The 24,540-nt window shown below is 63.0% G+C and carries 23 protein-coding genes; 8 read left to right on the top strand and 15 right to left on the bottom strand.

Annotated features, from left to right (window positions below):
- The first annotated feature begins 26 nt into the window (after positions 1-26).
- Positions 27-536 (top strand): MarR family winged helix-turn-helix transcriptional regulator, encoded by a 510-nt coding sequence (locus AR689_RS14840; protein ID WP_062071351.1) that lies wholly within the window; start codon positions 27-29, stop codon positions 534-536.
- A gap of 5 nt (positions 537-541) precedes the next feature.
- Here AR689_RS14840 and AR689_RS14835 read toward each other — a convergent pair whose 3' ends face one another.
- Entirely contained in the window at positions 542-2,041 is a 1,500-nt protein-coding gene (locus AR689_RS14835; protein WP_231745538.1) for an HNH endonuclease, read from the bottom strand.
- Between the two features lie 90 nt (positions 2,042-2,131).
- On the bottom strand, positions 2,132-3,001 hold the full coding sequence (locus AR689_RS14830) for a universal stress protein (protein WP_062071348.1): 870 nt from the start codon (positions 2,999-3,001) through the stop codon (positions 2,132-2,134).
- A 107-nt stretch (positions 3,002-3,108) separates the two neighbouring features.
- Here AR689_RS14830 and AR689_RS14825 point away from each other — a divergent pair, with 107 nt between their 5' ends.
- Entirely contained in the window at positions 3,109-3,762 is a 654-nt protein-coding gene (locus tag AR689_RS14825) for a TenA family protein (RefSeq protein ID WP_062071347.1), read from the top strand.
- 19 nt (positions 3,763-3,781) lie between these two features.
- Here the strand turns inward: AR689_RS14825 and AR689_RS14820 are convergent, their stop codons facing one another.
- From AR689_RS14820 to AR689_RS14775, 10 genes are all read right to left on the bottom strand, one after another.
- A complete protein-coding gene (locus AR689_RS14820) occupies positions 3,782-4,078 on the bottom strand; it encodes a DUF4190 domain-containing protein (RefSeq protein WP_062071345.1) in 297 nt (98 codons plus the stop codon).
- Between the two features lie 152 nt (positions 4,079-4,230).
- Positions 4,231-5,010: an enoyl-CoA hydratase gene (locus AR689_RS14815; protein ID WP_062071344.1), complete on the bottom strand. Its 780-nt coding sequence runs from the start codon at positions 5,008-5,010 to the stop codon at positions 4,231-4,233.
- A 45-nt stretch (positions 5,011-5,055) separates the two neighbouring features.
- Complete coding sequence (gene mmsB, locus AR689_RS14810; RefSeq protein WP_062071342.1) at positions 5,056-5,976, bottom strand: 3-hydroxyisobutyrate dehydrogenase; 921 nt, start codon at positions 5,974-5,976, stop codon at positions 5,056-5,058.
- Positions 5,973-7,052, bottom strand: a complete 1,080-nt coding sequence (locus AR689_RS14805) for an enoyl-CoA hydratase/isomerase family protein (RefSeq protein WP_062071341.1) — start codon at positions 7,050-7,052, stop codon at positions 5,973-5,975. Before AR689_RS14805 ends, mmsB begins: the two co-directional genes overlap by 4 nt.
- On the bottom strand, positions 7,052-8,551 hold the full coding sequence (locus tag AR689_RS14800; RefSeq protein WP_062073818.1) for a CoA-acylating methylmalonate-semialdehyde dehydrogenase: 1,500 nt from the start codon (positions 8,549-8,551) through the stop codon (positions 7,052-7,054). The genes AR689_RS14805 and AR689_RS14800 overlap by 1 nt, the downstream gene beginning before the upstream one ends.
- 123 nt (positions 8,552-8,674) lie before the next feature.
- Positions 8,675-9,247 (bottom strand): hypothetical protein, encoded by a 573-nt coding sequence (locus AR689_RS14795; RefSeq protein WP_231745537.1) that lies wholly within the window; start codon positions 9,245-9,247, stop codon positions 8,675-8,677.
- Between the two features lie 43 nt (positions 9,248-9,290).
- Positions 9,291-10,679 carry a cryptochrome/photolyase family protein gene (locus tag AR689_RS14790; protein ID WP_062071340.1) on the bottom strand — a complete coding sequence of 463 codons (1,389 nt, stop codon included), beginning with the start codon at positions 10,677-10,679 and terminating at the stop codon, positions 9,291-9,293.
- 102 nt (positions 10,680-10,781) lie between these two features.
- Entirely contained in the window at positions 10,782-11,120 is a 339-nt protein-coding gene (locus AR689_RS14785; protein ID WP_062071338.1) for a hypothetical protein, read from the bottom strand.
- A 123-nt stretch (positions 11,121-11,243) separates the two neighbouring features.
- Positions 11,244-12,656 carry a ferredoxin reductase gene (locus tag AR689_RS14780; RefSeq protein ID WP_062071336.1) on the bottom strand — a complete coding sequence of 471 codons (1,413 nt, stop codon included), beginning with the start codon at positions 12,654-12,656 and terminating at the stop codon, positions 11,244-11,246.
- Positions 12,653-13,954: an aromatic ring-hydroxylating oxygenase subunit alpha gene (locus AR689_RS14775; RefSeq protein WP_062071335.1), complete on the bottom strand. Its 1,302-nt coding sequence runs from the start codon at positions 13,952-13,954 to the stop codon at positions 12,653-12,655. Before AR689_RS14775 ends, AR689_RS14780 begins: the two co-directional genes overlap by 4 nt.
- A 172-nt stretch (positions 13,955-14,126) precedes the next feature.
- Between AR689_RS14775 and AR689_RS14770 the strand changes: the two genes are divergently transcribed.
- Positions 14,127-15,059 carry a LysR family transcriptional regulator gene (locus AR689_RS14770; protein ID WP_062071333.1) on the top strand — a complete coding sequence of 311 codons (933 nt, stop codon included), beginning with the start codon at positions 14,127-14,129 and terminating at the stop codon, positions 15,057-15,059.
- Between the two features lie 22 nt (positions 15,060-15,081).
- Here AR689_RS14770 and AR689_RS14765 read toward each other — a convergent pair whose 3' ends face one another.
- The 3 genes from AR689_RS14765 to AR689_RS14755 form a co-directional block, all read right to left on the bottom strand.
- On the bottom strand, positions 15,082-15,306 hold the full coding sequence (locus AR689_RS14765) for a hypothetical protein (protein ID WP_062071332.1): 225 nt from the start codon (positions 15,304-15,306) through the stop codon (positions 15,082-15,084).
- A complete protein-coding gene (gene pdxS, locus AR689_RS14760; protein ID WP_062071330.1) occupies positions 15,303-16,175 on the bottom strand; it encodes a pyridoxal 5'-phosphate synthase lyase subunit PdxS in 873 nt (290 codons plus the stop codon). Before pdxS ends, AR689_RS14765 begins: the two co-directional genes overlap by 4 nt.
- Before the next feature lie 150 nt (positions 16,176-16,325).
- Complete coding sequence (locus AR689_RS14755; RefSeq protein ID WP_082698164.1) at positions 16,326-17,006, bottom strand: GntR family transcriptional regulator; 681 nt, start codon at positions 17,004-17,006, stop codon at positions 16,326-16,328.
- A 121-nt stretch (positions 17,007-17,127) separates the two neighbouring features.
- Between AR689_RS14755 and purU the strand changes: the two genes are divergently transcribed.
- The 5 genes from purU to AR689_RS14730 are packed head-to-tail and all read left to right on the top strand — an operon-like array spanning position 17,128 to position 24,432.
- Complete coding sequence (gene purU / locus AR689_RS14750; protein WP_062071328.1) at positions 17,128-18,042, top strand: formyltetrahydrofolate deformylase; 915 nt, start codon at positions 17,128-17,130, stop codon at positions 18,040-18,042.
- A 57-nt stretch (positions 18,043-18,099) separates the two neighbouring features.
- Positions 18,100-20,592 (top strand): GcvT family protein, encoded by a 2,493-nt coding sequence (locus AR689_RS14745; protein ID WP_062071326.1) that lies wholly within the window; start codon positions 18,100-18,102, stop codon positions 20,590-20,592.
- Between the two features lie 3 nt (positions 20,593-20,595).
- Positions 20,596-21,222 (top strand): cyclodeaminase/cyclohydrolase family protein, encoded by a 627-nt coding sequence (locus AR689_RS14740; RefSeq protein WP_062071324.1) that lies wholly within the window; start codon positions 20,596-20,598, stop codon positions 21,220-21,222.
- On the top strand, positions 21,219-22,103 hold the full coding sequence (locus AR689_RS14735; protein WP_062071323.1) for a bifunctional 5,10-methylenetetrahydrofolate dehydrogenase/5,10-methenyltetrahydrofolate cyclohydrolase: 885 nt from the start codon (positions 21,219-21,221) through the stop codon (positions 22,101-22,103). The genes AR689_RS14740 and AR689_RS14735 overlap by 4 nt, the downstream gene beginning before the upstream one ends.
- A 10-nt stretch (positions 22,104-22,113) precedes the next feature.
- Positions 22,114-24,432: an FdhF/YdeP family oxidoreductase gene (locus tag AR689_RS14730; protein ID WP_062071321.1), complete on the top strand. Its 2,319-nt coding sequence runs from the start codon at positions 22,114-22,116 to the stop codon at positions 24,430-24,432.
- Positions 24,433-24,540: the final 108 nt, after the last annotated feature.

Here is a 24,540-nt window from a genome sequence, read left to right as displayed (position 1 = left end):
AGTAGGCCAAGCAACGAAGGAGGGCCATGGGCACCCCACTCCCCCGCGATCCCATCGCCGACGCCCAACGCAACTGGGAACGGCATGGCTGGGGCGACGTCGCCGCACCCATGGCTGCCATCACTGCGATCATGCGCACGCAACAGATTCTGCTCGCGCGCATCGAAACGGTGCTCAAACCCTTCGGGCTGACCTTCGCACGCTACGAGCTGCTGGCACTGCTGAGTTTCGCCCGCAGCGGCGCACTGCCCATGAACAAAGCCAGCGCGCTCCTGCAGGTCCACCCCACCTCGGTGACCAACGCCGTGGACCGCCTGGAAAAGGCTGCCCTGGTGGCGCGTTCCCCGCACCCAACAGACGGCCGCACCACCCTGATCGAGCTCACGCCAGAGGGACGCACCCTGGCCAAGAAAGCGACAGCAGCGCTCAACGCCGAGGTTTTCGGCAACTCAGGTTTCGGGCCCGACGACGTCGATCACCTCATCCGCGTTTTGGGCACCTTCCGCAGGGATGCCGGGGACTTCACGGAGGAATAAGCCCCCTACGTTCTGGAGGGGTGGTGCCCTGGCAGGGGTGGGGCTTTGGATAGGTAGGTGTGGCCTGTGGGTGTAGTGATTTCCAGGGTGTGCACGCCGTGTGCGCCCGCATGGGTGCCCCCGTGGAGTGTTCTGGTGGTCCAGCCGGGGTGTTCTTTGGTGTGGTTGCACGCTTCGCACAGTCCCACCCCGTTCGCGAGGCTCGTTTCCCCTCCCGCACGCCACGGAACCACGTGGTCAATGTGCCGGATGGGCGCATCACAATACGGCGCGCGGCAAGTGTCGTCACGAGTCTCAATGAACCGCCTCAGCCGGCCGGTAAAGAGCCGGGCCTTGGAATCCGTGCCGAGGAGTTCACCTGTGCCCGGCGCTGTGTAGAGCCGGCGAAGCCAGACATCAAACTCCGGATCCGCGGCTTCCGGGGCTTCCTGACCTGCCTTGCTCGGCTCTTGTGCTGTCTGTAGGTGACTAGGGTTCGCTGGCCCTGAGTCGGTGTTTGCCAGTCCGGTGTTTACCCGCCCGGCGTCTGCCCGCCCGGAATTCGCCTGTCCGGAGTTTGCTGGCGGCCTTGAGTTTGCGGCTTGCCCCAACCCCAGGAGCTTCCTTCCCCACTCGGCCGGGACGATTCCGTACCCCTTGAGCCTGGCCGGTTCGCTGTCTCCCTGAAACAGGGTCCGGTCAGTCATCACCACATCCAGGTTGATCCCCGAAAACCCGCCAGGGGTGCCGGTGATGCGGTCGACAAGGGTGTCGGCCATGACCTGACCGCGCGTCGCGACAGCACCCGAACCGGAAACATCACCTGAACCGGAAGCACCACCCGAACCGGTGCCGCCGATGGAACGGGCCGAGTCAGCGGCCCGGCTCAACGCCGCGTAAACAGCCACACCCTGAGCCACCGGCAACAACGCCGTCAAATACGTCATGGTGTCCGGCGCCGGACGCAGACTCACGGTCCGTTCCGCGGCAGCACGGGCCGCACGCCCCGCCACCGAGCGCGGATCCCGACGATACGCAGCAGCCTTCACCGCAGCAACAATCGCCCTATCGCCCTTCCCCTCAAACGTCCCGGCATCAGCAGCCAACTCCTCATCCACCGCAGCTCGATCCTCAACAGACAAGCACGCCGTTTCCTTCACCAGCAGCGTGGCGCGCCATTCATTCAGTTGCCCCGACTGCAACGCAGCCAACGTGTGAGGCATCTCCACAACAAGCGCCTTCGCCAAGCCAAGCAACCTGGACCCACGATTCGGGGACTCCCGACGAGCCAACGCCACCTGAGCGCCCACCCCCTGACCACGCTCGGACGCAGGAACACCGGCCTCAGCCTGCTCAGCGCGCTGCGCAAGATCAAAAGCCACAGCAACCCGCGCCTGCAACGCAGTGATAGCCGACTTCATCTCCTCCAACACCCGCAACTGCTCCATCAGATCACTGCTGACGGTGCTGGACGGAGCCGCGAGCAAAACGTTCGCAGGAGCGACAGGAACAAGGACACGAGACATCCCTGCCGCCACTCGACTTTCCCGAACCTGCTCCATGAACTCACCATGTCAGCAGCCACCGACAATATAAGGTCAGTGGTCGAGGGAGCCCTACGTTACCTCGGATGTGGCCGTGCGACGGGAAACCAACACAGGACTGTGGGCATGGTGAAGCACTGCGTGTGCCGTGGAGCCTATGGTGCCCTTGATCAGTCCGTGTCCCTTGGTTCCCACCACCGTGATGCGCGCCGCTTGTGAAGCCTTGACCACGGCACGGGAGAACGAAGCATCCACCAGCAACTCTCCGCTCACCGTGATCCCGGGGGCTTTGTGGCGGGCCCGGCTCAGCACAGCATCAAGCATCGCTTCAGCGTCCGGATATGATTCCACCGGCTCACGCAAGCGCCGGTAGCCTTCGGGCTCGTGCATAACGTGAACTATCTTTAGTTCGGCACCCGTTGCAGCCGCGAAAAGGCAGGCATCGTCAAGGGCTGCCGGTGATCCCGAGTCATCAACGGCCAGCAGCACCGGGCCCTCAGGGTGGTCATCAGCACGGATCACGGCCACCGGGCACTCTGCAATTGCTGCCATCTCCAAACTCACGGACCCCACCAGCAGGCCCATGAATCCTCCGAGGCCCCGGCTTCCGAGCACCAACATCTGGGCACCGGCCGAAACGTGGGCTAAATGGTCCCGGGGCATTCCGTGGAGCAGGGTGCTGCGGACTTCAAGGTCGGGGACGGTCTCCTCGGCGAGCACCGCCCCCTCTTCGAGGACTTTCTGGGCGGCCCGTTCCAGGCCGCTGTCAGCAACTCCAGGAACGGGCCCCCGGTTGTTGGATAACAGGACCCACAAGGAGCAATGCACAACATGGAGGGAACAGTTCCGCAGGATCGCGTGCTTTGCAGCCCATTGGACGGCGCGGTGTGCCTCTTCGGATCCGTCAAAGCCAACCACGATAGTGTTCGACGCGTTCGTCATGGCCAGAGCCTACGCTGGCGCCGGGACCGGCACCATAGCGTAACGACCTCCTGTCTGTCGTAGTCCACTGCTAGGCTCCGAATGCTGACAACTCAGGAGGAAACACCGTGGGCTTCGCCAATGAACTCAGGAACCAGAACGCCGAGGACTGGGACGCCGCCGTCAACCACTCGTTCGTTGACCAACTGCTGGATGGTTCCCTCCCCGATGAGAACCTGCGCCGCTACCTCGTGCAGGATTACCAGTTCTGCGATGCCTTCACAGCGCTGCTGGGCCAAGCCGTCGCGTCGGCTCCTTCATTGCCCTCACGGTTGGTGTTCGCCGGGGTACTCGGGGCTTTCGCTTCTGACGAGAACACGTACTTTCAGGACTGCTTCAACGAACTCGGCGTTCCCGAGGCGGATCGAACAGTCCCCGCACTGGGATCCGCCACCCGGGACTTCGACAACCTGATGCGCAGCGCCCTCGCCACCCGGTCCTATCCGGAGGTCCTGGCCGTGCTGTTGGTTGCCGAATGGCTCTACGGAGACTGGGCAGCCCGCGCCGGCGACCCCACAGAATGGCCCGTTCACGCGAAGCACGCCGAATGGATCCGCCTCCACAACAATCCTGAGTACAACGCTTGGGTGACGTGGCTACGCGACGAGTTTGACGCCGTCGAGCCTTCCGACGCTGCTGCACGCGAGCGCGTCGCCGCTACCTTTGCGGAAGCGGTGCGGCTGGAACGCGCGTTCTTCGACGCTGCGCTTGTCCTGGCCTAGAACTTCTGGAGCCGTTGACCTACTGGGCGGCCGAGGTGAAAGCAAAGATCAAGGCCGAGCCCAGGGACAGGACCCCAATGCCGTAACCCACCACCAAGGCGCCAATGGCAAAGGCCCGTCCCCGTTCACCGCGCTGCTGAATTTGGTTCAAGGCCACATGGCCTGCCCCAACAACGAATATCGCGATGACTGCCATGCCCGCGAAAAACAGCCCGACGAGGGCAAGCACAGCCATCGCAGCGGCAACGAGGGCCTGCCGGCTGATCGGCTGGGTGGATGCTTCAGTGTGGTTAGCCTGAACGATCTCCGTTGACATGTTCTCTCCCCCGGTTGTTGGTGACCTGAGTTTATCCACGCAGCACTCAAATCCAGGGCTGCCCCGCCTGCGGCGTCTGAAGTCGTTGTTGGCCCGCTATTCCGTGGTTGACCAACAACGGAATAGCGGGTTGGCAACGGATTTGGTGCGAATTACCTGTGTTTGAACTCCGGCTGGCGCTTCTCGCTGAACGCAGCCATTCCTTCCTTCTGGTCCTCCGTGGCAAAGAGCGAGTGGAACACACGGCGCTCAAAGACCACACCCTGTGACAGGCCCATCTCGAAGGCTGCGTTAACGGCCTCCTTGGCTACCATCGCGGCGGGTTTGGATTTGGAGGCAATGACTTCGGCGGCCTTGAGGGCTTCCTCGATCACCTCGGCCGCGGGAACAACGCGGGACACCAGGCCGGAGCGTTCGGCTTCGTCGGCATCCATGAAGCGCCCTGTGAGGACCATGTCCATGGCTTTCGCTTTGCCCACGGCCCGGGTGAGCCGCTGGGAGCCGCCCATTCCGGGGATCACTCCCAGGTTGATCTCGGGCTGGCCGAACTTGGCGTTGTCCCCCGCGATGATGAAGTCCGCCATCATGGCCAGCTCGCAGCCACCGCCCAAAGCGAACCCGGACACAGCAGCAACAACAGGGATGCGCAGGCGGGTAAGGTCCTCCCAACGCCGGAACCAGTCCGCCGCGTACATGTCCATGTAGCTGTTGGAGGACATTTCCTTGATGTCAGCGCCGGCAGCAAACGCCTTGGCCGATCCCGTGATCACCACCGCTCCAACGTCCGGGTCAGTGTCCATCCCAGTCACAGCGTCCACGAGCTCGTTCATGAGTGCAGTGTTCAAGGCATTCAGCGCCTCCGGCCGGTTCAGTGTCACCAAACCAACCCGGCCCCGACGCTCCACCACAATGTTCTGGTACTGCTCCGTCATGCTCTCCCTCTCAACGAACCCGCCAAACCTACCTACTCAAACCTCTCACACAGACTTGTCGCGGATCTCCGTGATGATCCCCGAGAAGTCCCTTCCGGCCCCGTCCCCGGCGGCAAAGGCGTCGTAGATTCGCGAAGCCAAGGGACCCATTTCCGCAGCAACCCCCGTGCTTTCCAGCGCGTTCAGGGCCAGACGCAGATCCTTGGCCATCAACGCACCGGCAAAGCCCGGCTGATAGTCGCGGTTAGCGGGGCTGGTGGGCACCGGTCCCGGTACGGGACAGTTGGTGGTCAGCGCCCAGCACTGGCCGGATGCGTTGGAGGCGACGTCGAACAGAGCCTGGTGCGTGAGGCCAAGCTTCTCGCCGAGCACGAAAGCTTCAGCAACGGCAATCATGGACACACCCAGGATCATGTTGTTGCAGACCTTCGCGGCCTGCCCTGCGCCATGGTCGCCGCAGTGGACAATCCGTTTGCCCATGAGCTCCAAAACGGGCTTCACCGTCTCGAAGTCCTCCGGCATAGCACCCACCATGAAGGTCAAGGTGCCTGCCTCGGCCCCCACCACTCCGCCGGACACGGGAGCGTCCACGGATCGGTGACCCGCCGCCACGGCCAGAGCTGCCGCCTCCCGGGCCTCGTCCACATTGATGGTTGAACAGTCCAGGAACAGCGTGTCCGGCTTCGCGATGGACAGCAGCCCCGGCCCATCCACGCCTTGGTAAGCGTCCAGAACATGCTTGCCGCTGGGCAGCATGGTCAGCACAACGGCCGCTTCCGCTGCAGCTTCGTGTGCCGTGGAAGCCATGGGAATGCCGTGAGCCACTGCGGCTTCAACTGCTGCGGGCACGGGGTCGTAGCCGATAACATCATGCCCGGCTTTGATCAGGTTGGCCGCCATGGGCCCACCCATATGGCCCAGGCCAAGGAAAGCGATGAGGCCGGTTGCTGCTGCGTTCTCTGTCATGATCGTCTCCTTGAGTTCGACTGGACTGGAGTGGCTGAAAGTCCAAGCTCCCGCTCGCCGAGCGGCGCAAAGTAGCCCTCGACGTCGGCCTCCCGTACTTCGGCGAGACTCGGCGGCTTCCAGTGCGGGTTGCGGTCCTTGTCCACCACTTGCGCGCGGATGCCCTCCCGGAAATCGGGCCCGGCCAGGCACCGCAGGCCCACGCGGTATTCCTGGTCCAGCGCCTCCTCCAAGGAGAGCCCGCGGACGCGTCGCAACGATTCCAACGTGACTTTGACCGACGTCGGTGATTTGGCCTCGATGGTGTCGGCCGCAGCAGCTGCGTCATCGCCCAAGACGCGAAGGCTCCGGACGATCTCCTCCGCGTCCTGCCGCGCATACGCGGCATCGATCCACGCGAGTTGCGCCGCCAGGGCCGAGTCCGGCGCGGCTTGGGCGAAGCGTTCGACGGCGGCCTCCGCCGTCGAACTCTCCAGCGCTTCCGCCAGCGCGGGGAGGCTTTCGGACGGAACGAAGTGGTCCGCGAGCCCCAGGAACAGGGCGTCCGCACCGGATAGGTGAGCCCCGGTCAGGGCTGCGTGCGTTCCTGCCTCCCCCGGTGAGCGGGACAACAGGAGCGTCCCGCCGACGTCGGGAACAAAACCGATGGTGGTTTCCGGCATTCCGGTCCGTGTCCGCTCGGTCACTATGCGGACGGAGCCGTGCGCCGAAACGCCCACGCCGCCACCCAGGACCAGCCCGTCCATGAACGCGACGTAAGGCTTGGGATAGTGCGAGATCAGCGCGTTAAGCCGGTATTCGTCGGCCCAGAATTCGGCTGTCTCGGTGCCGCCGTGAAGCATGTCCTTGTAGATGGCCACAATGTCGCCGCCTGCGCACAGCCCACGGTCGCCCGCGCCGCGCACCAAAACCGTGGCAACGGCGTCGTCGTCGGCCCAAGCGGCCAGCTGCCGGATCATGGCTTGAACCATTGCGTGATTCAGCGCATTGACTGCTTTCGGCCGGTTGAGCGTCACGATGCCGAGATGGCCGCGACGCTCGAAGAGAACGTCGTCTTCTGTTTCCGGAGCCCCCATCAGCTGCCTGCCGGCATGATGAAGCTGGCGCCCTGGCGAATACCGGAGGGCCACCGGGACGTCACGGTCTTGGTCTTGGTGTAGAAACGGAAGGCGTCGGCGCCGTGTTGGTTGAGGTCGCCGAAGCCGGACGCCTTCCAGCCGCCGAACGTGTAGTAGGCGATCGGCACGGGAATGGGCACGTTAATGCCCACCATGCCCACTTCGACACGGCTGGCGAAGTCGCGGGCGGAGTCGCCGTCGCGGGTGAAAATTGCGACGCCGTTGCCGAACTCGTGCTCGCTGCAGAGCCTGAGCGCTTCGTCATAGTCAGCCGCGCGCAGCACGCTGAGGACCGGCCCGAAGATCTCTTCCTTATAGATCTTCATGTCCTTGGTGACATGGTCGAAGAGGGTGGGGCCCACCCAGAAGCCGCCGTCGTAACCGTCCACGGTGAGGCCACGACCATCGGTGACCAGCGTCGCGCCCTCGTCCACGCCGGACTGGATGTAACCCTCGATCCTCTCCTTGGCAGAAGCAGCCACCACGGGGCCGAAGTCCGAATCCTTGTCCAGGCTGTGGCCCACCTTCAGGTCCTTGACGCGTTCGGTCAGTTTGGCCACCAGCGCGTCAGCAGTTTCCTGTCCCACCGGCACGGCAACGGAAATCGCCATGCAGCGTTCGCCGGCGGAACCGTACCCGGCACCTATCAGGGCGTCGGCTGCCATGTCCAGATCGGCGTCGGGCATGATCACCATGTGGTTCTTCGCGCCGCCGAAGCACTGCGCACGTTTGCCGTGCGCCGCGGCCGTTGCGTAGATGTACTGGGCGATGGGCGTGGAGCCCACGAATCCGATGGCCTTCACCCGCGGATCTTCGAGCAGCACATCCACGGCTTCCTTGTCCCCGTTGATCACATTGAACACGCCGTTGGGCACGCCCGCTTCGCTGTACAGCTCGGCCAGGCGCAGCGGAACGGAAGGGTCCCGCTCGGAGGGCTTGAGGATGAACGCGTTGCCGGCTGCGAGCGCCGGGCCGGACTTCCAGAGCGGAATCATGGCCGGGAAGTTGAAGGGCGTGATGCCTGCGACGACGCCCAGCGGCTGGCGGAGCGAATGGACATCGATCCCCTGGCCGGCGTTGTCCGAGAATTCGCCCTTGAGCAGGTGCGGCGCCCCGGCCGAGAATTCCACGACCTCGATGCCGCGCTGGATATCGCCCTTGGCATCGGCGAAGGTCTTGCCGTGTTCGGAGGACAGGAGCTTGGCGAGTTCATCCATGTTCTCGTTGACCAGATCCACGAACTTCAGCAGGATCCGTCCCCGGCGTTGCGGGTTCATGGCCGCCCATTCGAGCTGGCCCTTCTCCGCATTCGCGACGGCGTTGCGGACCTCGTCCGCGCTGGCCAGCGGAAGCCGGGCCTGGACTTCGCCGGTGCAGGGATCGTAGACATCGCTGAACCGGCCGGAGGTGCCGTCGATCCTCTGGCCGTCTACGTAGTGGGAAAGCTCGCGCACCATGGTGGAATGCTCCTTTGCATCGTGAATGACTGCCGTGCCGCCGGGTGCTGGGACCACTGCGGGGAACACGTGACCAACTGTGATCCAGGTCATCTCTGAATCCGAATATACTCGGACTTCCTACTAATTTCCAGAGGGGTACTTTCCTGCCCCCGGACCCCCGGCCGTCATGTCAGTCCGGGCCGGCCAGTGGCCGGTAACCTTGTGGAAATCAATGGCCCGCAGGAGCGGTGTCATGTCATAAGCCCTGATATTCAGGCTGAGCTTGGCGCCGTCCCCCGACTTCACCGTCAGGTACGGCTGCCCCTTCATGGTGTGGAAGCTGTAGTGGGTGATGTCGCTGTAGGGCACAAGGTGCTCTTTGCCGAACACGCTGCGGAAGGCCACCTCGTGGGCGCGCGGCGCCACGTAAAAGTTCCGATACATGAGCACGAAACCCAGGCCGCCCAGGAAGATGGCCACCGCAGCGATCCGGGCACCCACAGGGGAACGGTCGTAGGTGAACGAGACCAGGCTCATGAGAAGACCCACCACCAGGAAAAGCCAGCCCACTATCGGAACAACCTTGGGCATGCGGACCTGCTCCGGGTACTCCTTGGACCTGTTGGGGTGCTTCCGCGCCCACCAGGCAACCCCTCCAAGGAACACTGCGATGAACGCGGCGATGACGATCTTCAGGATGATCTCGGTTGACATGCCCTCAGCCTATAGTCGGCCCCGGCAGACTCTTGGGAAGCCCTTAGTGGACCTCTCGCATCTCCTTGTACGCCTCCAGCGCCTCCGCCCGGGTGGTCTTGAGGTCCACGATCTCCGCCGCGTACTCCGGTGTCCCGAACTCGGGAATCCAATGCGCGATGTACTTCCCCTGAGGATCGAACTTAACGCGCTGAGCCTCCGGATTAAAGATCCTGAAGAACGGCGAAGCATCCGCACCGGAGCCGGCCACCCACTGCCAGTTAGCGGGGTTCGATGCAGGATCCGCATCCACCAAGGTGTCCCAGAACCACTGCTCCCCCAGCTGCCAATGGATGCCGAGGTTCTTCACCAGGAAACTCGCGGCAACCATGCGGACACGGTTGTGCATCCACCCCGTGTGCCACAGCTGCCGCTGCCCGGCATCCACCATGGGGAACCCGGTGCGGCCCTGCTGCCAGGCCCGGAACTCCTCCGGCGCCGACTCGTGGCCGGAATGCTTGCCGTTGCCGCTGCTGCCAGGCCATGCCCAGGGGAAGCGATCAAACTCAGGGCGGAGGTTGGCCGTGGCTAACTCCGGGTTGTGGAAATACTGGTGCCAACAGAATTCACGCCATCCCAGCTCAGAAGCGTAGATCGAAGCGCTCTCAGATCGTTTGGAACCCAAAGCGTGCCACACCTCGAACGGGCTGAGCTCGCCCCAGCGAAGGTACGGCGAAAGGCAACTGCTTCCATCCGTATCCGGACGATTGCGGCCCTCGCTGTAATTGGACAGTCCGTCCGCCACGAACCCGGCCAGCCGCTTGTGCCCGGCGGCAGAGCCCGGCGTCCACATCTCGTCCAGTCCCCCGGACCAGTCCGGTTTAGTGGGCAGCAGGTGCCACGATTCCAGGTGGTCATACTCGGGCAGTTTCCCCGTGAAGCCGTGGCCGGCTTCCGGTACGGCCAGCGGCTCGCGGAAGTCCTGCGCAGAAACTGTCCGCCAGAAAGGGGTAAAAACTTTGTACTGGCCGCCCGTTTTGGTGGTGACTTCCCACGGCTCATGGAGAAGGGAGGCCTGAAAACTTGAGACATGAAGTCCGGCCTCGCCCGCCCAAGCCTTAATGCCGGCGTCGACCGTCCGCTCAGCGGAACCGTACCGCCGGTTCCAGTACAACCCGGCGGCGCCAATCGCCGTCGTGGTCTTCTGGACGACGTCAGCTGCCGGGCCCCGGCGGAGGAGCAACGGAACGCCGAGTTTGTCCAGGTCCTCACGGAGACGGGTCAGCGAATGGTGGAGCCACCACCGCGCGGCGCCGCCGTGCGGGCGGATGCCCGGCGACTCTTCGTCAAGGACGTAGAGGGCAACGGCCGCGCCGTCGTCGACGGCGGCACGCAGGGCCGGGTTATCGGCCACCCGCAGATCATCACGAAACCAAACGATGGACGGCTTCATCAATTCCTTTCACCAATACCTCCGGAAAAACTCCCGGAAACAGGAACAGCCCATGCCCCCTAAGAATCCTAGGGGCATGGGCTGAAAACTCGCTGGTATAAATCAGGCGATGGAAGCGACGGCTTGCTGACGGATCTCAGCCACGGGAAGATCAACGGCTGTTTCACTCCACATGGGAACACTGTTGACCACGTAGTCCCTCGCGGCCGGGCCAACCATGCTCATGCCGGAGTAAATTCTCCGGCCATTTTCCTTGATGGGTTTCAGGCCTTCGAGTTCCAGAGCGGTTTTGAAGGCGGAGTCGGGAATGGGGATTTTGCGTCCGAGAACGCACCAGCTGATGTACAGGCCGTAGAAAGTGTCAAAATCCAAGCCGTCCTCAGTGTCGTCCTCAAACACCACACAGTCGCGAATAAAGCTGCCAATTTGGGTGTCGGTCATTTCGGGGCCTCCGGCGTCGGAAGAAATATCGGGCCGCCGGTCTGCATCAGCGAATGTCCTGTTCCCTCACTATAGACCTGTTCCGGGTGCGCGGACGAGGAATCGAGATTAACTCCTGAAGAACTAGGCGTCAATCACCATGTCGGTCTTTGCGGTGGAACAGCAGGGAAGGAACTTACCGGCGTCAATCTCACGTGCACGGATGCCACCTTGATGGTTCATCTCAATGTCGCCGGACAGTTTGACCACTTTGCAGGAGCCACACATGCCCTCTTTGCAGTTGGCGCCGATCCTGACGCCGGCACGCTGGGCCGGGCCCAGGATGTGCTCGGACGGGTCCACGCGCACATTGATGCCTGTGCGCAGGAAGGACAGGGTGAGGCTGCCGGTTCCCACAGTCTCAAAGCTCGAGGCGTCAGGTATGGCAGCTTCCTGCTTCACGTCTGAACCGGCGTCGGACGCTTCGGCGGCCGGATCCGGCTCGGCGGATTCCAGTTCCAGGCCGGTCGCTTTCAGGGTTCCCTCGGCGTCGTAACCTGGCTCGTAGAGCCCAAACGCTGCGGGCTGGCTTTCGTAGTAGTCCTCGGCCGATTCCGCGATTTCCTCGGCAATCTCCTCCGCGATGTCCGCTGCGTGCGCCAGCTCCTCCTGGTATTCAAGGATGGTCTGGCGATCACCGGTGAAGAACTCCATATGGATGGAGGTATCGTCGACGCCCACCTTCCCCAGGAGCTCCGTGGCGGTGTTCAAGTAACCCTCGGGACCACACGCATAGACTTGGCGGCCGTTGGCATCCGGGGCCACCTGATCCAGCATTGCTGCCGTGAGCCTTCCGCTCAGTCCCTCCCAATCCGCGGGTTTGGCGCGGTCACCCAGGGAGTAGAAAACCTTGATGCGCGAGTCCACCGAGGCGATGTAGGCGAGCTCCTTGTTAAAGGCAAAACCCTCGTCCGCCGCCCCGTGATACAGCACCACCACATCGGCCTGCCCAGGGAGGGAATGGATGGTCCGCACCATGGACATGATGGGGGTGATGCCCGCCCCGGCAGCCAGCAGGAGGTACCGTGCCCGCCGGTCGGCGTCGGGCAGGTGGAAAGCACCTACGGGCCCCAGCATCTCCAGGACGGTGCCGGGCTTGATGTTCTCGTGCACCCACGGTGAAACCAGGCCCGTCGCATCGCGTTTGACGGTGATGTCGAATGTCCACGGCTTGGTGGGGGCGCTGGACAGCGAGTAGCTTCGGTCCGCCGGATCCTGGTCTTCCCCGTTCACAGGGAAGGCCACGTTCACGTACTGGCCGGCCCTGAACGCCAGGGGTGCACCATCGGAGCGACGGAACACGAAGGTCATCATGCCGCCCACTTCGGGAACAATTTCCACGCATTCGGCCATGAACTCCTGCGGGTGCCAGGGACCCAACGCACGGGCTGCGCTGGCGGGTCCCTCGCTGCTTCCCATTACCCTGTTCCACGGCATTTCAAGGCCGCGAATGCGATGTGGCTCCTGGACCAGCGTCTCAGTGAGGAGTTCGGTCATGCCAGGTGCTCCTGGACACGCTGTACGTACCAGTTGATGAAGGCCTCCACCTGGTACTCGCTCTTCATGTACGGGCCGGGCTCGTAGGCAGGGCTGCCGGCACCGGTCTGGCACAGCTCCACGAATGCTTTGTCCTGCAGGTTGGTCTGCTTCCAGGTGTAGGTGAGCTTCTCCAGGTCGTAGTCCACGCCTTCCACGGCGTCGTCAGCCACCAGCCAGGTGGTGCGCACCAGGGACTGGTGTTCGTTGATGGGGAACACTCCGAAAGTGATGACGTGGTCGCTCTGGAAGTGGAACCAGCTGTTGGGCTGCAGGTGCATGGAGCAGCGGCCCAACCGGAAGTCCCGCAGATCGCCGAGCAGCTTCTTGGAAAGCCGGCGTCCATCGGCCGAGAAGGATTCGCCTTCGCCGTCGAGCGATTCGCGGGAGATGCGGATTCCGGCGATCCGGGTGTCAAGCTCCTCCACCACTTCATAGGGCAGGCCGTAGCGGCGGCAGCGCTCCTCAAGAGAGGCCTGTGCTTCCTTGTTGCGGTCCCATACTTCCTCAAGATGGGCCGGGATGAGCCCTTCCGTCAGGCCCCAGGTGGGAAAGAGCGAACAGGCAAGTTCAGGGTGGCCGTCGCAGTGGTAGCACTCACGGTTGTTCTCCATGACGAGCTTCCAGTTGCCCTCTTCGATGATGTTCTGCTGGTAGGCAATCTTCGTCTTGGACAGGTCGTGGGGTGCCAGGTACGGCTCGAAGATCTTGGACGTTTCGTCAAAGTCTGCCGGCGGCTCGTCTGCGACGCACACGAAGATGAGCCCGGCCACCACGCGGCTGTTGGCGCGCTTGAGGCCGAAGCAGCTCTTGTCGAACTTCGTCTCGCCCGGCGCGGAGGCGTGGATCAGGTTTCCTTCCGGAGAGTACGTCCACGAGTGGTAGCCGCACACGAGGTTTCCTGTGGATCCGGCCGCTTCGGTCAGAACGCGTGCACCGCGGTGGCGGCAGACGTTGTGGAGGACGTTCACGCCGCCGTCGTCATTGCGCAGCACGATCAGGGAGTAGGGGCCGTAGTCAACAGTGATGTAGTCGCCCGGCTCCGGCAATTCGGCGATGCTTCCGGCAAAGATCCAGTGCTGGCCGAAGATGGCTTCCATGTCGATCTTGAAGATCGTGGCGTCGGTGTAGAAGGGGGCATCGAGGGAGAATCCCTTGCGCCGGAACTCGAACAACCTGCTGATTTCCTCCAGCTGCTCTGCAGGCAAGGATGAAGCGAGTTTTCCGCGTGAGTTGAGGGGCAAGACTGGAGCAGACATGTATTTCCTCCCAGGAGGCGTGGGTGTAAGTGTGTGTTTCATTGGGGAGCGCGGTGCATCATCGCAACCGGCGTTATCGAAGTCTTCGTAGTACGAGATTAGGGATGAATGACCTGCAACAAAAGCGCAATATTTTGGAGATAACCCTGCACATTCAGTGCATGATGGGTGCATGATCGATGCGAGGCTCATCACACTCCGGGTATTTGCCCGCTGCGGCACCATTGGCGCCACGGCGGAACTCACCGGATACTCCCCTTCCGCCGTCTCCGCACAGCTGCGGGAGCTCCAGAGAATGCTGGGAATGCAGCTGCTGACGAAGGACGGGCGCGGCGTGCGGCTGACCGCCACCGGCCGCTTTCTGGTGTCCGGCTCGGATGCCCTCATTGCCGAATGGGAGAGCCTGCGCGCAGCAGCCATGGAGGCCGGCGATCAGGTGCAGTCACGGTTTGGGCTCGGTGGATTCTCGACGGCGGCCGCCCAGTTGCTGGCGCCACTCGCCGCTACCCTGCGGTCCACCCGCCCCCTGCTGGAGGTGCAGGTGCTCGAGGCCAACCCGGCCCGTTGCTTTGACCTGCTGGTTGCCGAGAGAATTGACCTTGCGGTGATCGTTGCCATGCAGTCCGACACCCACGTTGAGGACGATCCCCGCTTCGAACAGACTGTTCTGCTGGACGACCCCCTGGACGTGATCATTCCCGGCACCCACAGACTGGCCTCGCAGGAAACGGTGACACTGGAAGAGCTCGCGGGAGAACCGTGGATCACCGAGGCCGCCGGGTCCACCTACCATTCCCTGTTCACAGCGGCATTCACGGCCGTAGGAGTGACACCGCGCATCGCCCACGAGGCCGTTGAATGGGAAACCCAAATCGCTTTCGTGGGCGCAGGGCTGGGCGTCGGACTGTTGCCGCGGTTAGCACCACTGCATAATGCCGAGAACGTGGTTCGCCTACGCATTACCGGCAAAGGGAGGCCGGCACGCCGTATTGTGGCGGCCGCGCGCAGGGGCAGCATCGCTTCGCCCTTGATCCAGGAGTCGCTCGCTATCCTGCAGGAGAGCGCACACCGGATCCTCACGGCCCGGCCGGAAGACGACCGCTGACAACGCAACCGACGTCGGCTGTTCAGGCCCAGACGTGGTAGCCCGTTGGCTTGTCGAACAGCTTCCTGGTGGAGAGTCCTTCCGCCGCTATCCAGAGCACGGAATCGTCGTCGGAGGCCTGCTCCACCACCCCGGTGACGACGTGGCGGTCCAACAACCACACCTCCACCGTATGGCCCACAAGTTGGGCCCAATCGTTCCGCAGGCCACGGCCGTTAACGGTTTTGACGAGAGCGAGATCGGTCATTGGCTGATGCCCACCATCGCTTCGCCCAGGCCACGGGAGACCTTCGCGATCACATCGGGGTCGTCGTAATAGGCAGTGGCCTTCACGACGGCGGCAGCGCGCTCTGCCGGGTTGCCGGACGTGAAGATCCCGGAACCGACGAACACGCCGTCCGCGCCGAGCTGCATCATCATCGCAGCATCAGCCGGGGTAGCAATACCGCCGGCGGTGAACAACACCACCGGGAGCTTACCCGTGGCGGCAACTTCCTTGACCAGCTCGTACGGGGTCTGCAACTCCTTGGCCGCAACATACAGCTCGTCCTCCGGAAGGGCGGACAGCTTGGCGATCTCCGAACGGATCTTGCGCATGTGGCCGGTGGCGTTGGAAACATCGCCGGTGCCGGCCTCGCCCTTGGAACGGATCATCGCCGCGCCCTCATTGATACGGCGCAGAGCCTCACCAAGGTTAGTGGCACCACACACGAACGGCACAGTGAAGTTCCACTTATCGATGTGGTTGATGTAGTCCGCCGGGGTCAGGACCTCGGACTCGTCAATGTAGTCCACACCGAGGGACTGCAGGACCTGGGCTTCGACAAAGTGGCCGATCCTAGCCTTGGCCATCACCGGGATGGACACGGCAGCGATGATCGCATCGATCATGTCCGGATCCGACATGCGGGACACGCCACCCTGGGCGCGGATATCGGCCGGGACACGCTCGAGCGCCATGACAGCGACGGCACCGGCATCCTCAGCGATGCGGGCCTGCTCGACGTTAACGACGTCCATGATGACGCCGCCCTTGAGCATCTCCGCCATGCCCCGCTTAACACGGCTGCTGCCGGTCAACGGTATGTGTTCAAAAAGGAGGGGTCTTGTAGGCACGTGATACTCCAGTGGCTGAAGGCTGTGATGGCATCACCTGGGACCGGAGCCAGACTCACAGAAGAGTCTGATATCCGAGTGATATATTAGTTGAAGTCTTCAGTATGCAATCACGGAAGCATGGAGTCAACAGCGGGACGGCCGCGCATCCTAGGCCGCGAAAAGCGCCTGACGCACAGCCTGCTCGAAGCCACTGACGTGCACGCGGGCCAGCTCGGCTGCCTTTTCCTCTTCGCCATCGATGACAGCCCTCAGCAAGTCAAGGTGCTCACGCACATGGTGCTCGAGGTCCGGCAATCGATCCAGGACCATGCACCAGATCCGGGTGGCCAGGTTGTCGTAGCGAATCAGAATGTCTTCGAGGTGCGGATTGGCGGCCGCCGCGTAGATTCCGCGGTGAACGCTGGCGTCGAGCCGCAGGGTCTCAACCACCGACGCCGCGTCAACGTCAAAGTCTTCCACCGCGCGCATCACTTCGCGCAGATGCTCCTTGGTGGCGGCGGAAGCAACCCGCGCCGCCCGGGCCGCGGCGAGGGGTTCCAGCTGCGCCCGAATTTCGGAGATAAAGGCCAGGTCGGTGACTTCAACGCGGGTGGCGAACGTTCCCCGCCTCGAGTAGGTAATGACCAGCCGATCCAGCTCCAGGCGTTTCAGTGCTTCACGCACCGGCGTGCGGCCGATCTGCAGGTCCTTGGCGAGTTGATCGTCGTTCAGGAGGTCGCCGGGCTTGATCTCCAGCATCAGGAGCCGGTCCCGGAGGCGCTCGTAAGCGAGATCGGCCAACGACTTCTTCGTGTCTTCGCCGGCGATTGCCAGAGTTCCAAAAGCCACAGCGCTCATCCCCTTCTTCACAACCAAAAAATCTATTGACCTGCCTGAGCCACCAGTATACGCTGAATCCCAATCCTAATATATCAGTTCAGGACCCAGGAATATATCTAAAGGAGGAGACATGACCCTCGTGGCAACAGACTCAACGGTAAGCACACTGCCGAAGCCCGACTTGCTCAAAGAAGAGCAAGCACAGAAGTTCGTACTCACATTGTCGTGCGTCGAACGCGCCGGGATTGTTCAGGCAGTCACCACCTTCCTTTACGAGCGCGGTTTCAATATTGAAGAGCACCAGCAGTTCGACGACGGCCTCCGCCAGACACTGCACCTGCGGACAGCTTTCTCCGGCCCGCTGTCCTACTCACCGGAGCGGCTCGAAGAGGAGTTCGGCGCGATTGCCGAACGCTTCGAGATGAAGTTCAGCTTCCATGACAAAACCAAGAAGCGGGTCCTGGTGATGGTGTCCAAGTTCGGGCACTGCCTCAACGACCTCATCTTCCGCTGGCGGGGCGGCAGCCTCGGCGGCGACCTCGTGGTGGTTGCCTCCAACCATGAGACGCACCGCGCCATGGCAGAAGCCGCCGGCCTGCCTTTCGTCTACATTCCCGTCACCCCGGACACCAAGGCAGATGCCGAGCAGCAGCTCTTGGACCTGGTGGAGGAGTACAACGTGGACCTCGTAGTGCTGGCACGCTACATGCAGGTACTCTCGGACGACTTGTGCCGGGCACTCGAAGGACGCGCCATCAACATCCACCACTCCTTCCTGCCGGGATTCAAGGGCGCCCGCCCCTACCACCAGGCCTATGACCGTGGCGTGAAACTGGTGGGTGCCACCGCCCACTACGTCACCGCGGACCTGGACGAGGGACCGATCATCGAGCAGGAAGTCATTCGCGTGGATCACAGCTACGGCCCCACCACCCTCTCAACCGTGGGCCAGGATGCCGAAGCCCTGGCGTTATCCCGCGCTGTCAGGTGGCACTGCGAGCACCGCGTGCTGCTGGACCAGACCAGCACAGTGGTTTTCCGCTAAACCCCGCACCAGAACACCAGCAGACTCACCCCCTTAACTTCAGCAGGAGAATTCCCCATGGCATCCACGCCTCGCATTGTCATCATCGGAGCTGGGATTGTTGGCACCAACCTCGCCGACGAACTGGTTACCCGCGGTTGGAACAACATCACCGTCCTGGACCAGGGCCCCCTGAACATGCCCGGTGGCTCAACGTCCCACGCACCGGGACTGGTTTTCCAGACCAACCCTTCCAAGTCCATGGCACTGTTTGCCAAGTACACGGTGGAAAAGCTCCTGTCCCTCACTGAGGATGGCCAGAGCTGCTTCAACCAGGTGGGTGGACTGGAGGTTGCCACCACGGAGACCCGCCTGGCTGACCTGAAGCGCAAGCTCGGCTACGCACAAGCGTGGGGCATCGACGGCAAGATCCTCTCCCGGGAGGAATGCAAGGAGCTCTACCCGCTGATCAATGAGGAAGACATCCTGGGTGGCCTGCACGTCCCCACCGATGGCCTGGCGCTTGCAGCCCGCGCCGTGCAGTTGCTGATCAAGCGCACCGAAGCCGCCGGCGTGAAGTACATCGGCAACACCGAGGTGACCGGCATTGAGCAGTCAAACCACCACGTGACCGGCGTCGAAACCGCCGACGGCGTGATCCCTGCAGACATTGTGGTTTCCTGTGCCGGATTCTGGGGCGCCAAGGTGGGCGAGCTGATCGGGATGTCCGTTCCGCTGCTCCCGCTGGCACACCAGTACGTCAAGACCACTCCGGTTCCCGCCCAGAAGGGCAAGAACGAGCTGCCCAACGGTGCCCAGCTGCCCATCCTGCGCCACCAGGACCAGGACCTCTACTACCGCGAGCACGGTGACCGTTACGGCATTGGCTCCTACGCTCACCGTCCCATGCCGGTGGACCTTGACGAACTGGGCAGCTACGAGCCCAGCAGCATCACCGAACACAACATGCCCTCACGCCTGGACTTCACGTTGGAAGACTTCCTCCCCGCGTGGGAAGCCACCAAGCAGATCCTGCCCGCCCTCCGCGAAAGCGAAATCGAGGATGGCTTCAACGGCATCTTCTCCTTCACCCCGGACGGCGGCTCACTGGTGGGCGAATCCAAGGAAGTGGACGGCTTCTTCGTGGCCGAGGCCGTGTGGGTTACCCACTCCGCCGGTATTGCCCGCGCCGTGGCCGAACTGCTGACCACCGGCAAGTCCCAGATTGATCTTGGCGACTGCGACATCCACCGCTTCGAAGAGGTCCAGCTGACCCCCGAATACGTCAGCGAAACCTCCCAGCAGAACTTCGTGGAAATCTACGACGTGATGCACCCGCTCCAGCCCAAGCTCTCTCCCCGTAACCTCCGGGTCAGCCCCTTCCATGCCCGCCACAAGCAGCTGGGCGGCTACTTCCTGGAAGGCGCCGGCTGGGAACGCCCCTACTGGTTCGAAGCCAACGCTGAACTCCTCAAGGAAATGCCGGATGACTGGCAGCCGCCGGCCCGTGACGCCTGGTCCGGAATGTTCAGCTCCCCCATCGCCGCAGCCGAGGCCTGGAAGACCCGTACGGCTGTTGCCATGTACGACATGACGCCGCTGAAGCGCCTCGAAGTCTCGGGCCCGGGTGCACTGAAGTTGCTGCAGGAACTGACCACCGGTGACATGTCCAAGAAGCCCGGCGCGGTGACCTACACGCTCCTCCTGGACGAGGCCGGTGGCATCCGAAGCGACATCACCGTGGCACGCCTCAGCGAAGACACCTTCCAGCTGGGCGCCAACGGCAACATTGATACCGCCTACTTTGAACGTGCCGCCCGGCAGCAAACCGCCAACGGCGACGCCGGCGACTGGGTCCAGGTCCGCGACACCACCGGCGGCACCTGCTGCATCGGTCTGTGGGGTCCGCTGGCCCGTGACCTCATCAGCACGGTCAGCAGCGACGACTTCAGCAATGACGGCCTGAAGTACTTCCGTTCCAAAAAGGTCACCATCGGAGGCGTCACCGTCACCGCCATGCGCTTGTCCTACGTGGGCGAACTCGGCTGGGAACTCTACACCAGCGCTGACAACGGCCAGCGCCTCTGGGACTCCCTGTGGAAGGCCGGCCAGCCTTTCGGCGTCATCGCCGCAGGCCGTGCTGCGTTCAGCTCGCTGCGACTCGAAAAGGGCTACCGTTCCTGGGGCACGGACATGACCACCGAGCACGATCCTTACGAGGCCGGCGTCGGGTTTGCCGTGAAAATGACCAAGGAGAACTTCGTCGGTAAGGCCGCTTTGGAAGGCCGGACCGAAGAAGGCTCCGCACGTCGCCTGCGCTGCTTGACGGTGGACGACGGCAGGAGCCTCGTGCTGGGCAAGGAACCGGTGTTCTACAAGGACCAGGCGGTTGGTTATGTCACCAGCGCCGCCTACGGCTATTCGGTCCGCAAACCGATCGCCTACGCTTACCTGCCCTCCGCCGTGTCACTGGGCGACTCCGTGGACATCGAGTACTTCGGACGCCGCATCCAGGCGACCGTCACCGAAGATCCGCTGTACGACCCCACCATGAGCCGGCTCCGGGGCTAATCCATGATCAGTTCAGAAACCATCAGTGATTACCTCTCCAGGCTTGCGTCACGTCAGCCCACTCCAGGTGGAGGCGCGGCCGCAGCCCTTCACGCCGCCCAGGGTGCCGCCTTGGTGGGCATGGTGGCCAGGTACACCACCGGCGCAAAATATGAGGAACATGCCGCATTGGTTACCCGGATCACCAGCGCCGCCGATCACCTGATCGTTGAGTCCTTGCGTCTCGCGGACGCCGATGAGCACGCGTTCCAGTCCGTCATTGACTCCTACAAGCTCCCGTCAGACTCCGACGAACTCAAGGCGACCAAAACAGCAGCCATCCAGGACGCCCTGGTCCAGGCAGCCCATACTCCCGCGCAGCTCATCAAGGTTGCCGGCGACGTGGTGGACCTTGCCACCGAGCTTTTTGAGGTGGCAAACCCCAACGTCATCAGCGACGTCGCCGCTGCCGCCGATGCAGCCCGCGCAGCGGCCACCACGGCCCGGGTCAACATCGACATCAACGTGGTCGCCCTCAAGCAGGGCGAAGCCCGTTCCCGCCTGGCGGAACAGACGGACGGGATTGAGGACAAAACGGTTCTCGCCGCCGATGCCTTGGTGAAGCGCGTCCGCGAAAGGATCCTGTCATGACCACCGAAATCCTTTCCGGCAAGCCCCTCGCCTCCCTCATCCAGCAGCGGGCTCATGAGGAGGCCGCCCGGCTGGATGAGGAGGGCATCCAGCCGGTCCTGGCTGTTGTTGTGGCAACGGACGATCAATCCACTCACTGGTATGTCCGGTCCATTGGGCGTGCCGCCGGGCGTGCAGGCATCGGCTGCAGGATCATCGATCTTGGCCACGACGCCACCGAGCAGGTCCTGGCCAGTGTGCTGGCGGATCTCAGCGCGGAACCAGCGGTTCACGGCATCATCCTGCAGACTCCCCTGCCGGCTGCCGTCCGCGCTGACCGGCTGGTTGGCCTCATCGCTCCGGAAAAGGACATCGACGGCGCCAATCCCCTCAGCCTCGGCCGCTTGGCTGTGGGGCAGCCCGCCTTCGCCCCCGCCACTGCGCAGGCCGTGGTGGAACTGTTGGACCACTTCCAGATCCCGGTCGCAGGACGCAACGTGGCCGTCGTCGGGCGTTCCGCCGTGGTGGGCAAGCCGCTGTCCCTGCTCCTCCTCGCGAGGGATGCCACTGTTACTGTCTGCCATTCCAAATCCGGACCGCTGGAACGCTACACCCGGCCGGCCGACGTCGTGGTGGTTGCCGCCGGGCGGACCGGGCTGCTGAAAGGCAGCCACGTCTCGCCGGAGGCGGTAGTGATCGACGTCGGCACGAACGTCCTGCCCGACGGCTCCCTGGTGGGTGACGTGGACGAAGCCAGCGTCACCGGCGTAGCGGCGGGGTTGAGTCCTGTCCCGGGAGGCGTAGGATCAGTGACCACTGCGCTCCTGCTGCTGCACACCGTGGAAGCCGCCCGGCAGCAATCCCGAACCACGCTGCTCGCTGCTTCCACTTCCCGGATCTGAAGGGGTTCCCATGCATGCCAAAGCTCCACGCGAGAACATTGACGAGTCAAAGCTGACCGTTACCAAACCCAAGACCAAGGCCGTAGGCATCCCCGCTGTTGCCAATGCCCTGAAAATATCGCTGGAACAGATGGGACCGCTGCGAAGCGTCCAAACCCTTTTGGCCGTGAATCAGCTGGACGGGTTCGACTGCATGGGATGCGCCTGGCCCGAGCATGAAAAGCGTAATGCGGCAGAGTTCTGCGAGAACGGCGCCAAGGCAGTGGCTGAGGAAGGCACGCGTCGCCGCGTCACGCCGGAGTTCTTCGCCCACCACTCCATTGCCGAACTCAAGACCCGCGATGACTTCTGGCTGGGCCAGCAAGGCCGCATCACGCACCCGATGTTCCTCGATGAAGGCGCTTCCCACTACAGGGCTATTGACTGGGACGAGGCCTACGACCTCATGGCCGAGGAACTGCGGGGCATGGAACACCCCGATCAAGCGGTTTTCTACACCTCCGGCCGCACCTCCAATGAAGCAGCGTTCGTCTACCAGCTCTTGGTTCGCGGCCTGGGTACCAACAACCTCCCGGACTGTTCCAACATGTGCCACGAATCCTCCGGCTCAGCGCTGGTGGAAACCATTGGCATCGGCAAAGGTTCCGTGAGCCTGACCGACCTGGAAACGGCATCGCTGATTTTCGTGGCCGGCCAGAACCCCGGCACCAACCACCCGCGCATGCTCAGCGCCCTGGAAAAGGCGAAGAAGAACGGCGCGATCATCGTGTCCGTCAACCCTCTCCCCGAGGCCGGGCTCCTGCACTTCGAAAACCCGCAGCATGTGGCGGGCATGATCCAAGGGACCCAACTGACGGACGATTTCCTGCAGATCCGTGCCGGCGGGGACCAGGCTCTCTTCCAAGGCCTGGGCAAATACCTGTTGGAAGCCGAAGCAGCCGGGCGGAACACCCCGGGCCTGCAAACTGTGCTGGACCATGACTTCATCAACAACCACACCGTGGGTATTGATGACTACCTGCGCTACCTGGAGAAGGTGGAGTGGGATGACATTGTGGAGGCAACGGGTCTGACCTTGGAGCAGATCCACTCGACGGGTGAGCGGCTGCTCGCCTCCAGTGCCACCATCGTGTGCTGGGCCATGGGACTGACCCAACACAAGCATTCCGTACCCACCCTCCGCGACGTGGTCAATGTTCTGCTGCTGCAAGGCAACATTGGCAAGCCCGGCGCCGGCGTCTGCCCTGTGCGTGGTCACTCGAACGTCCAGGGCGACCGCACCATGGGTATCTTCGAAAAGATGCCGGAGACGTTCCATGACCGGTTGGACCAGGAATTCGAGTTCCGTTCTCCCCGCGAGCACGGCTATGACACCGTGGCCGCCATCCGCGCCATGCGGGACGGGAAAGTCCGGTTCTTCATGGGCATGGGCGGCAACTTCGTCCGGGCCGCCCCTGACTCCGACGTGACCGAACAGGCCCTGGCCAACACCCGGTTGAGCGTCCAGATCTCCACCAAACTGAACCACTCGCACCTGTCCACTGGGCGCCGGGCGCTGATCCTGCCCACCCTCGGACGCACCGAGAAGGACACCCAGCGCACAGGCGACCAACGGGTCACCGTGGAAGACTCCATGAGCGCCGTCCACGCATCACGGGGACGCCTCAAACCCGCCAGCGAACACCTCCACTCCGAAGTGGCGATCGTCTGCAACCTCGCAGACAGGCTGTTCAAGGAGGGCCACCAACGCCTGCCCAACACGCCCCAGGCTGCCTGGCTCGCCATGAGGGACGACTACACCCTGATCCGGAAACATATTGAGGCCGTCTTCGATGGTTTTGAGGACTTCGAAGCACGCATCCAGCATCCGGGCGGGTTCGTGCTGCCCCACCCGCCGCGCGATGCCAGGAAGTTCCACACGGCGTCCGGGAAAGCACACTTCACGGGCAACGAACTCGAGTTCATCAAGATCCCGCCCGGCCGCCTGGTCCTGCAAACCCTCCGCTCACACGACCAGTACAACACCACCATCTACGGCAAGGACGACCGCTACCGCGGCATCCATGGTGGCCGGCGCGTGGTGCTCATCAACGCTGACGACATCACCGAGCTGGGATTTTCCGACGGCGACATGGTCCACCTGATTTCCGAGTTCCAAGGCGTTGATCGCAAGGCTGAGAACTTCCGCATCGTCTCATATTCGACCCCCAAGGGGTGCGCCGCCGCGTACTACCCGGAAACCAACGTCCTGGTGCCGTTGGACTCCGTGGCCGATACCAGTGGAACGCCCACCTCGAAGTCGGTGATCATCCGGCTGGAGAAAGCCTAAGCCAAACAACAGAATTCCATGTGTCCCGTTTTTCACCCGTCAGTTTTTTACCCGTCAGTTTTTTACCCGTCAGTTTTTTACAAGTCCAGTGGTTCGTAATTGGTGCTT

The organism is Arthrobacter sp. EpRS71 (genome assembly GCF_001512285.1).
Taxonomy (GTDB): Bacteria; Actinomycetota; Actinomycetes; order Actinomycetales; family Micrococcaceae; genus Arthrobacter.
This window is presented reverse-complemented; position numbering and strand designations above follow the sequence as displayed.

Excerpts from the sequence above, each read along its gene's own strand:
- AR689_RS14815 (WP_062071344.1), bottom strand. The coding sequence starts at position 5,010 with ATGACGGAGCAGTACCAGAACATTGTGGTGGAGCGTCGGGGCCGGGTT.
- AR689_RS14830 (WP_062071348.1), bottom strand. The coding sequence starts at position 3,001 with ATGACGAACGCGTCGAACACTATCGTGGTTGGCTTTGACGGATCCGAA.
- AR689_RS14735 (WP_062071323.1), top strand. The coding sequence starts at position 21,219 with ATGACCACCGAAATCCTTTCCGGCAAGCCCCTCGCCTCCCTCATCCAG.
- AR689_RS14790 (WP_062071340.1), bottom strand. The coding sequence starts at position 10,679 with ATGAAGCCGTCCATCGTTTGGTTTCGTGATGATCTGCGGGTGGCCGAT.
- AR689_RS14820 (WP_062071345.1), bottom strand. The coding sequence starts at position 4,078 with ATGTCAACGGAGATCGTTCAGGCTAACCACACTGAAGCATCCACCCAG.
- AR689_RS14730 (WP_062071321.1), top strand. The coding sequence starts at position 22,114 with ATGCATGCCAAAGCTCCACGCGAGAACATTGACGAGTCAAAGCTGACC.
- AR689_RS14785 (WP_062071338.1), bottom strand. The coding sequence starts at position 11,120 with ATGACCGACACCCAAATTGGCAGCTTTATTCGCGACTGTGTGGTGTTT.
- AR689_RS14765 (WP_062071332.1), bottom strand. The coding sequence starts at position 15,306 with ATGACCGATCTCGCTCTCGTCAAAACCGTTAACGGCCGTGGCCTGCGG.
- purU (WP_062071328.1), top strand. The coding sequence starts at position 17,128 with ATGACCCTCGTGGCAACAGACTCAACGGTAAGCACACTGCCGAAGCCC.
- AR689_RS14795 (WP_231745537.1), bottom strand. The coding sequence starts at position 9,247 with ATGTCAACCGAGATCATCCTGAAGATCGTCATCGCCGCGTTCATCGCA.
- AR689_RS14840 (WP_062071351.1), top strand. The coding sequence starts at position 27 with ATGGGCACCCCACTCCCCCGCGATCCCATCGCCGACGCCCAACGCAAC.
- AR689_RS14770 (WP_062071333.1), top strand. The coding sequence starts at position 14,127 with ATGATCGATGCGAGGCTCATCACACTCCGGGTATTTGCCCGCTGCGGC.
- AR689_RS14805 (WP_062071341.1), bottom strand. The coding sequence starts at position 7,052 with ATGGGGGCTCCGGAAACAGAAGACGACGTTCTCTTCGAGCGTCGCGGC.
- AR689_RS14775 (WP_062071335.1), bottom strand. The coding sequence starts at position 13,954 with ATGTCTGCTCCAGTCTTGCCCCTCAACTCACGCGGAAAACTCGCTTCA.
- AR689_RS14780 (WP_062071336.1), bottom strand. The coding sequence starts at position 12,656 with ATGACCGAACTCCTCACTGAGACGCTGGTCCAGGAGCCACATCGCATT.
- AR689_RS14800 (WP_062073818.1), bottom strand. The coding sequence starts at position 8,551 with ATGGTGCGCGAGCTTTCCCACTACGTAGACGGCCAGAGGATCGACGGC.
- AR689_RS14835 (WP_231745538.1), bottom strand. The coding sequence starts at position 2,041 with ATGTCTCGTGTCCTTGTTCCTGTCGCTCCTGCGAACGTTTTGCTCGCG.
- AR689_RS14745 (WP_062071326.1), top strand. The coding sequence starts at position 18,100 with ATGGCATCCACGCCTCGCATTGTCATCATCGGAGCTGGGATTGTTGGC.
- mmsB (WP_062071342.1), bottom strand. The coding sequence starts at position 5,976 with ATGACAGAGAACGCAGCAGCAACCGGCCTCATCGCTTTCCTTGGCCTG.
- AR689_RS14740 (WP_062071324.1), top strand. The coding sequence starts at position 20,596 with ATGATCAGTTCAGAAACCATCAGTGATTACCTCTCCAGGCTTGCGTCA.